7 protein-coding genes are annotated in these 8249 nt (G+C 52.3%); 3 read left to right on the forward strand and 4 right to left on the reverse strand.

All coding sequences use genetic code 11. From position 1 onward, the window contains the following. Positions 1-18: 18 nt before the first annotated feature. On the reverse strand, positions 19-915 hold the full coding sequence (locus tag CPA45_RS12165) for a LysR family transcriptional regulator (protein ID WP_096651808.1): 897 nt from the start codon (positions 913-915) through the stop codon (positions 19-21). 121 nt (positions 916-1036) lie between these two features. Next, a complete protein-coding gene (locus CPA45_RS12170; RefSeq protein WP_096651809.1) occupies positions 1037-1924 on the reverse strand; it encodes a LysR family transcriptional regulator in 888 nt (295 codons plus the stop codon). Positions 1925-2048: 124 nt separating this feature from the next. On the opposite strand from CPA45_RS12170, the gene amaB reads away from it, so the two are divergent. The 3 genes from amaB (at position 2049) to amaA (ending at position 6421) form a co-directional block, all read left to right on the forward strand. Continuing rightward, positions 2049-3542 (forward strand): L-piperidine-6-carboxylate dehydrogenase, encoded by a 1494-nt coding sequence (gene amaB, locus CPA45_RS12175; protein WP_096651810.1) that lies wholly within the window; start codon positions 2049-2051, stop codon positions 3540-3542. A gap of 73 nt (positions 3543-3615) precedes the next feature. Continuing rightward, positions 3616-5073 carry a Na+/H+ antiporter NhaC gene (nhaC, locus tag CPA45_RS12180; RefSeq protein ID WP_096651811.1) on the forward strand — a complete coding sequence of 486 codons (1458 nt, stop codon included), beginning with the start codon at positions 3616-3618 and terminating at the stop codon, positions 5071-5073. Between the two features lie 55 nt (positions 5074-5128). Further along, a complete protein-coding gene (gene amaA / locus CPA45_RS12185; RefSeq protein WP_096651812.1) occupies positions 5129-6421 on the forward strand; it encodes an L-pipecolate oxidase in 1293 nt (430 codons plus the stop codon). Positions 6422-6606: 185 nt separating this feature from the next. Here the strand turns inward: amaA and hglS are convergent, their stop codons facing one another. Both hglS and CPA45_RS12195 read right to left on the reverse strand, forming a co-directional pair. Further along, positions 6607-7980 carry a 2-oxoadipate dioxygenase/decarboxylase HglS gene (gene hglS / locus CPA45_RS12190; protein WP_096651813.1) on the reverse strand — a complete coding sequence of 458 codons (1374 nt, stop codon included), beginning with the start codon at positions 7978-7980 and terminating at the stop codon, positions 6607-6609. 11 nt (positions 7981-7991) lie between these two features. Beyond that, a partial coding sequence (locus CPA45_RS12195; RefSeq protein ID WP_133066784.1) for a (Fe-S)-binding protein occupies positions 7992-8249 on the reverse strand: 258 nt, incomplete at its 5' end.

The raw sequence follows: 8249 nt of genomic DNA on the forward strand, positions 1-8249 counted from the left end.
TTACTGCACCACCATCAGCTACTGCATCGCCATCATTAACTTCCACAGATAGTCGGCAGCAGGCGAAAGCCTTCTGCCGACTCTACGTACCAAGTTGCCCTGGCTGCTAGCGGCCATAGGGTGATCAATGGGAATTGCCCTCAGCAAACCTGCTTCTATTTCACTGCGTGCTGCTGCAGCTGTCATAAACGATACACCAATGCCTGCGCTAGCCATGCGCCGGGATACTGAATGCAGGTTGCAACGATAGGCAGGCGTAGCTAACTGCCCGGCAGCACCAAATAGTGCGTTCACAAACTGCTGAGAGCCTGATACGTCAGGCAAAAAGATCAGCTTATGTTGCAGTAACTCTGTGACAGCCACGTTCTCCTGGCTGGCAAGCGCATGAGATGGTGCTACCAGCGCACACAACGGCCCTCGTTCAAAGGAGTGCACCACTAAGCGGGGGTCTGATACGGGGCCATAGGTAATCGCGATATCCACTTCGTCGCTGGCGACCATTTCATGAGGCTCGCGAGGGTAGTAAATACCCGTTTTGATCTCAATCAAGACGTCGGGATACTGCTCGGAAACACGCCGCATCACGTGGTTGATAAAGCTATCCACAAAGCCATCACCCACCGAAACCACCACCTTCCCCGCCTGCAAGTTACGCAGCCGAGACAGCGTATCCCCCAGCTCTGAATTCAGCCGCCGCTGGGCCAGAAACCCATCCACCACCATCTGGCCTGCTTCGGTCAAAATCACATGCCGTCCCTGGCGTTCCAACAACGCCATACCCAATTCCCGCTCCAAGCCGCGCACTTGGCGGCTCACCACGGAAGGATTGATATGTAGGTGCTCTGCCGCCGCACGTATCCCCCCGCAGCTACTTACCTCAAACAAATAGAACGCACGTTTATCCAGTAGGGTCATGGCGATCTCGTATGAATAACTTTGTGACAACAACCTTGTATATTTGCGTTTTAAAATCGATGGCCACAATAAAGGAGCTCTGCCTCAAGCCGCGTTATAGCTATTAATGAATCCATTATTACTAATCCAACCGATCACGTATCCATTCAATAAAAACTCGTAGTTTATAAACGTCTACCATATGTTCTGGGTAGGCCATGTAATAAGCATCCTGGCTTTTAAGCGAGAACTGCCAAGGAATGACCAACTTTCCCTCATCAAGCTCTTCTTGGGCAAGAAATCTAGGCACTAACGCGACGCCACAGCCCGCTCGTGCAGACCTTAACGCCATATAAAAAGTATCAAACCTTGGCCCATGGTAACTGTGCTCAGTATATAGATCTTGTGCTTCAAACCAGTCATGCCACCCCTCTGGCCGAGTAGAGACCTGTAACAACACCATATCTGTTAAGTCTAGCGGGTCGCGTACCGTCGTCTGTTTCAAGGCGGAAGGTGCACATACAGGAACCACTTCTTCATCCAGTAATTTCATGCACTCGGCTCGCGGCCATACTCCATGACCAAAAAAGAAAGCGGCTTCTATACGCTCCTTTTGCATGTCAAATGGCTCGGTACGGTTAGAAATATTGAGATTAATACTCGGATGTTTGAAGCGAAACCCATTCAACCGTGGGATAAGCCAGCGCGCCCCAAAAGTGGGCAACGTAGCAATATTAAGCACATCGGCCTCTACACCATAAGACTGCATATAGCGCGTGGACATCTCTACTTGAGCCAATATTTTACGTGCTTCACCAAGGTAAACCGCCCCCTCTGGCGTTAGGTGCAGGCGCTTTCTTACCCTTCTGAATAGCGGATGCTGCAGTATTACTTCCAGCTGTGATACCTGCTTACTCACAGCACTTTGCGTCAGGCTAAGTTCATCTGAGGCCCGAGTGAAGCTCAGGTGTCTAGCCGCTGCTTCAAAACAGTGCAAGCTGGTCAAAGAAGGTAAGTTGCGACGGCGCATAAACACCCCACTTGGTGAAATTAAGGAATGATGTTTTTCGCAAACATCGTTTGATGAGTTGCTTATAGCTTGGCAATACTGGCCCTGTAACCAATTTACTCACAACTCAATATTTGGTGAAGCAATGATTCATTCCCTGATGGAAAAAATGGGCGTCGCAAAAGAGCAGTACCAAGGTGGTGACCTTGTTGTTACAACCCCCATTGATGGCAGCGAAATTGGTCGTCTAAAAACGGCATCCAGCAGTGAAGTGGATACAGCTATCGCGAATGCAGAAAAAGCCTTTCTAGCCTGGAAAAGTGTGCCAGCACCTCGCCGTGGTGAATTGGTGCGCTTGTTTGGCGATCAATTGCGCCAGCACAAAGAGTCACTCGGCGAGTTGGTCACTTGGGAGTGCGGCAAGATCCTTCAGGAGGGACTTGGCGAAGTTCAGGAAATGATCGATATCTGTGACCTTGCCGTTGGTCAATCTCGCCAACTGTTTGGGCTAACAATTGCTTCCGAGCGTCCCGGCCACCATATGCGTGAAAGCTGGCATCCGTTAGGCCCGATTGGCCTGATTACAGCTTTCAACTTTCCGGTTGCTCCCTGGGCATGGAATTCAGCATTAGCCCTGGTGTGCGGCAACAGCTTGCTGTGGAAACCCTCTGAGAAAACGCCGTTAACGGCGCTGGCATGCCAAGCCCTACTGGAGCGTGCCATTAAACAATTTGGCGATGAGGCACCAGAGTACTTGAGCCAAGTCATTATTGGTGAGCGCGATGCTGGAGAGCAGTTGGTCAACGATGCACGGGTTGCTCTCATTAGTGCGACCGGCAGTACCCGCATGGGGCGCGAAGTAGGGCCCAAAGTCGCTGCACGCTTTGGCCGCAGTATTCTTGAGCTGGGCGGCAACAATGCGATGATTTTAGCGCCGAGTGCCGATCTGGATATGGCAACTCGCGCCATCCTGTTCTCAGCGGTCGGTACAGCAGGGCAACGCTGTACGACGCTGCGCCGTTTGGTCGTCCATGAATCCATTAAAGATGAAATTTTAGCCCGCCTTAAAAAGTCCTATAGCGCAGTGACTATTGGCAACCCACTTGAAGGCAACCTAGTTGGCCCATTGATTGATCACCAAGCCTTTGATGCGATGCAGAGCGTGCTAGCCAAGGCGCGGGAACAAGGTGCAAATGTGTTTGGTGGAAACCGTGTGGAGATCGCCAACGGCGATGAGGGCTATTACGTCGAGCCAGCCATTGTGGAAATGGCCGAGCAGAACGCGCTAGTCAAGCACGAAACCTTTGCACCGATTCTTTACGTGCTTACCTATAAAGAACTGGATGAGGCCATTGCGATCAATAACAACGTTCCCCAGGGCCTTTCATCCTGCATCTTTACCACCGATGTGCGTGAAGCAGAAACTTTCGTCTCTGCAGTAGGCAGCGACTGCGGCATCGCCAACGTCAACATCGGCCCCAGCGGCGCTGAAATCGGCGGTGCGTTCGGGGGTGAGAAAGAAACCGGCGGTGGCCGTGAGTCCGGCTCCGATGTTTGGAAAAGCTATATGCGCCGCCAAACCAACACCGTTAACTACTCCCGCGAACTCCCGTTAGCCCAAGGCATTAAGTTCGACTAACCCTCCATGCAGCAAGGGCTCTTCTCCCCTAAAGGGCCCTTCAATATAAAACATAAAAAAATGAAGGTGATTTATGCGTGACGATGTCCAAATCGGCCCGACGCCGGGCCTCGCGATGGCGCTATTACCGCTGCTGGCCACTACCGCCATTCTTATACTGCAATTTTTTATCTTTGCTGATTTCACTCCTCATATCCCTTTAGCGTTCGGCATTATGATTTGCGCCTTGTGCGGGCGCGTACGCGGTGTTCCCTGGGAAAAAATGGAAGCCTCAATGCTAGAGGTGGTCAAGCTAGGCATGCCCGCTATTTTTATCCTGTTGGCGGTAGGCATGGTGATTGGTACCTGGATTCTTTCCGGCACGGTACCCACGCTGATGTACTATGGCTTTCAGCTGGTATCCCCCTCTTATTTTCTCGTCGCTACTTGCCTGGTAAGCGCGCTGGTCTCGTTGGCAACCGGAACCTCTTGGGGCACGGTAGGTACACTTGGGCTTGCCCTAATGGGGATAGGAGAAGGCCTTGGCATTCCCATGTATTTAACTGGCGGGGCGTTAGTATCAGGCGCCTTCTTTGGCGATAAAATGTCGCCACTGTCAGAAACAACCAATTTAACACCAGCGGTTTGCGAAACAGACCTATGGAGCCACATACGCAGCATGACGGCGACTACCGTTCCCGCCATGCTGATAGCGTTAGTGCTGTATGTATGGCTCGGCGCCGAATATGGCCATCAATTTGAGCAAAGCACTAATATCGAGACGTTCCGTCAGGCACTGGATGACACCTTTACACTCTCTTGGGTAACACTGATTCCCCCCTGTGTTGTGATTGGCTTGGCGCTCGCCAAATTCCCGCCTTTCCCGACTATTTTCACCGGCGCGGCGATAGGCGGCTTAATCGCCATCGGTGTACAAGGCGAAACCTTACATGCGGTATTTGATGCCATGCAAAATGGCTTTAGCAGCGATACCGGCAATCCAGCCATTGATGCACTACTAAGCAGTGGTGGTGTGCTCTCCATGACGTGGGTAGTTACCTTAACGTTCTTCGCGTTAGGTTTCGCAGGCATGCTTGAGGCTTATGGCACCGTGGATGCGGTGATTAAACAACTAATGCGACTTATCAAAGGTCGCTTCAGTTTAGTAGCAACAAGCTCCGGCACGACGCTGGCGGTGAGCACTATTATTGGCGATGTCTATACCACACTGGTGTTACCAGGCCGCTTATTGAAAGGCCAGTACCAAGCCATGGGCTATAAGACCTCGACGCTGTCACGCACCATTGAAGACAATGGCACGCTCTCCTCTCCACTGATCCCTTGGAATATGGGTGGCGGTTTTGTGTCATCGACGATTGGGGTACCCACACTAGCCTATGCACCTTTTGCCTTCGCTTGCTGGCTATCACCTCTGTTCGGCCTACTGTGGGCACTAACCGGCCGTTTTATTCCCCAAGAAACCCCAAAAGATACTGCTGAAAATACGCCCAACACACCACAAACCAAACTCTCATCTCAACCCACCCCATAACCATACAAGGTCGGCCCCAGGCCGACCTGCGCTTCTTTTTTCAGGAGATATTAAGATGCAAACAACCCTCTCCGAGCGCTGCCTTTGGCTACACACAAGCGCGGAAGCCCCATTAAAATACCCTGCCTTAAACAGCCAGGAAGAGGCAGAGGTTTGTGTTGTGGGTGGAGGGATTACAGGTCTCTCCACGGCACTACATTTGGCTGAAAAAGGCATCAAGGTCATTTTGCTGGAGGCGGGTGAGATTCCCAGCGGTGGGTCGGGACGCAATGTTGGGCTGGTCAATGCCGGCCTGTGGATTCCACCCGATGACATTGTGGCCGCGTTGGGGGCAGAGAAAGGAGAGCGCGCAAACACTGTGCTAGGCGGTGCCCCATCAAAGGTATTTGGCCTTATTGAGCGCCATGCTATTGCATGTGATGCAACCCGTACGGGTACGCTGCACCTTGGCCATAGCAGCAAAGGCTGCCAAGCGCTTGAAAGACGCCTGAACCAGCTACAAAAACGTGGCGCGCCCGTGAGCTTATTAACGGGTGAGGCATGCGAGCAGATCACCGGCACTTCGAAAATACACGCGGCGCTATTGGATAAGCGTGCAGGCACCCTAAACCCTTGTGCCTATACGCGGGGCCTAGCCCGTACTGCTACCCACCTGGGCGCCACCCTGTACTGCCAAAGCGCGGTAACAGGCATCGAGCGACAAGCAGACCGCTGGAGCCTGTTAACCCAAAACGGGCGCGTAACGGCGGATCGAGTTGTCATGGCCACTAACGCCTATACCGAAGATGACTGGAACCAGGTTCGCCAACACTTTTTCACCGGCTATTACTATCAACTAGCGTCACAACCGCTCACCGGCGCAGCTGCCGAGGCGATTCTTCCCGACAAACAAGGCTCCTGGGATACGCGCACCGTGCTTAGTAGCATTCGTCGTGACAAGGATGGGCGCCTTCTGCTGGGTAGCCTGGGTAAAGGTGAAGGCAAGCCGCTGGCCTATCTCACCCGCTGGGCCGATACAATACAGAACCACTACTTCCCCGCGCTCGGCAAGGTCCGCTGGGAATACACATGGACAGGTAAAATCGCATTTACCCCAGAACACACCCTACGTATTTTTGAACCGGCCCCTGGGATATTGTCAGCCACCGGCTACAACGGTCGCGGCATCACTACCGGCACCGTAGTTGGTGAAGGGTTTGCTCACTACATTACAACCGGGGAAGATAGCCTGCTGCCTCTTCCACTATCACAGCCCAAACCCATCAAAGCACGCCCGCTATGGAGCTGTGCCTATGAAGGCGGCTTCTCGCTGTATCATGCAGGCCAGTGTCTACGGGTACTGATTTAATAAGAGTGTTACTACTTACTACGTCTTAAATAAAAAGCCATGCCTTAAATAAAAAACCATGCTTTAAATAAAAACGTGCACCGCGAGTTAACCGCAGGCGCACGTTTTTTTTATGATGTAACTTATGATCTGAAAAATTATTTAAATCACAAAATGGCAGCACCTCCTTGTGCTGCATACAAGCGCTAAACTAATGCTGTGCCTTTTAAACTTGCCAGCACTTGGGCTTTAGAGGCGTTTTCACGCTCGGCATACAGTGATAGTTCATCGGTTACCTTGGCGCCCAATGCTTCTTCAAAGGCATCACGATTGGCATTAGCAGCATAGGCTTCACTTTGTGTGCCGCCTAAGTTTGACTGAAAAATGCCCGCTGCGCTCACCGGCAAAAAGTCTTCATAGGTAATCGGCTGAGCTTCTACCAATCCTTGTTTCACCAACGCATTTATATCTTCCTCAGCACTGCCTTTAATGGCCCGGCCAGCATCGGTCAGGTGATAGTGGAAGTATGCCAGCTGTTCTTGACGAATCGCTTCGTCATTGTCTGGAAATGCAGCAAAGATCTTGTCCATTACCGCTTGGTGGGCGTCGTTATCAAGCCCTGCAGTTTGTTTACGGCCTTCATTAAGCAGTTGGTCATACAGCGCACGGCCTTTTGGAGTCAGTGCCATACCGCGCTGCTCAATCTCACCAAAGCGTGCTGTGTGGGTGCCTTGTGCATCACCGGCAAAGCGAATCGACTCTTCTAACGCTTTGAAGCTGGTTTGACGCAATAAAATGGGGCATTTACGGCGCGGCGGCCCCTCGATTACCGCTTTGGGGTTCATCCCCATTTCAGGCATACGGCGCTGAGCTTCATCGATATCCAGGGTGCGCGGCGTCAGATGGTTAATATGCGGGCCCTTGAAGCACACAACATCAGCAATCAGGCGGTGCTCATCATGAAGTGCATGATAGGTATCCAGGTCGACAGTGGCATCCTGGTGCCAGCGGAAGGTTTCCAGCGCCTCTTGGACAAACTGGTCCGCTTCTTCACTGGTTAACCCACCTTGGGCTTCATGGTGCTCAATCAACTCACGTACCTTAGCCGTGAAAATATCCCGCTTCGCCAAAATCTCTTCGGCACGCTGGCGCAGCGCCTCACTTTCAATGAGCTCTAAACGTAGCAACGAAGTGAACACTCGGAAGGGGTTCCGGGCCAGCGCCTCATCTTCGATCGGCCGGAAAGCCGTTGAGTGAACAGGTACCCCCGCCTCAGAAAGATCGTAATAACCGACCGGGTACATCCCCATCACGGCAAACAAGCGGCGCAACATGGAGAGCTCGGAGGCGGTTCCCACCCGAATAGCGCCATGGCGCTCCACGCTAAGGCGTGCCAACTCACCCTGTGCTTCCAGGCGGCGATGCAGTTCAGGCTGTTGACTAAGTGTTTCTTGATTAACGCGCTCCACGAGTTCAAGCAGTGTGCCGTACTGGGGTACTTCTGCTTGGTACATGGCCGACATCGCTTTAGAAAAACGGTCGCGAACATCATCAGTTGGGAGAAGGGCTGTTTGGGTCATGGTATGGCTCTCTATTGCATATTGTTGGGATAAAGATGAGATACCGACTTCAATAGCGCCAGTAGCGCCTGAAGTGGATGGTGCAGAGTCTGCGCTGAGTAACGCTTTACCTGGCTACGGCAGGAGTAGCCCGTGGCCAGCAGCTTGCCCGCGTTTTCATCGGCCTCTACCTGGGGTTGCCAGGATTGGGCATAAATGGTTTTGGAGGTTTCCACATTACGGGTTTCATGCCCGTAGGTGCCCGACATGCCGCAGCAACCGCTATTCGC

The sequence above is a fragment of the Vreelandella nigrificans genome, assembly GCF_002374315.1.
Classification (GTDB): domain Bacteria; phylum Pseudomonadota; class Gammaproteobacteria; order Pseudomonadales; family Halomonadaceae; genus Vreelandella; species Vreelandella nigrificans.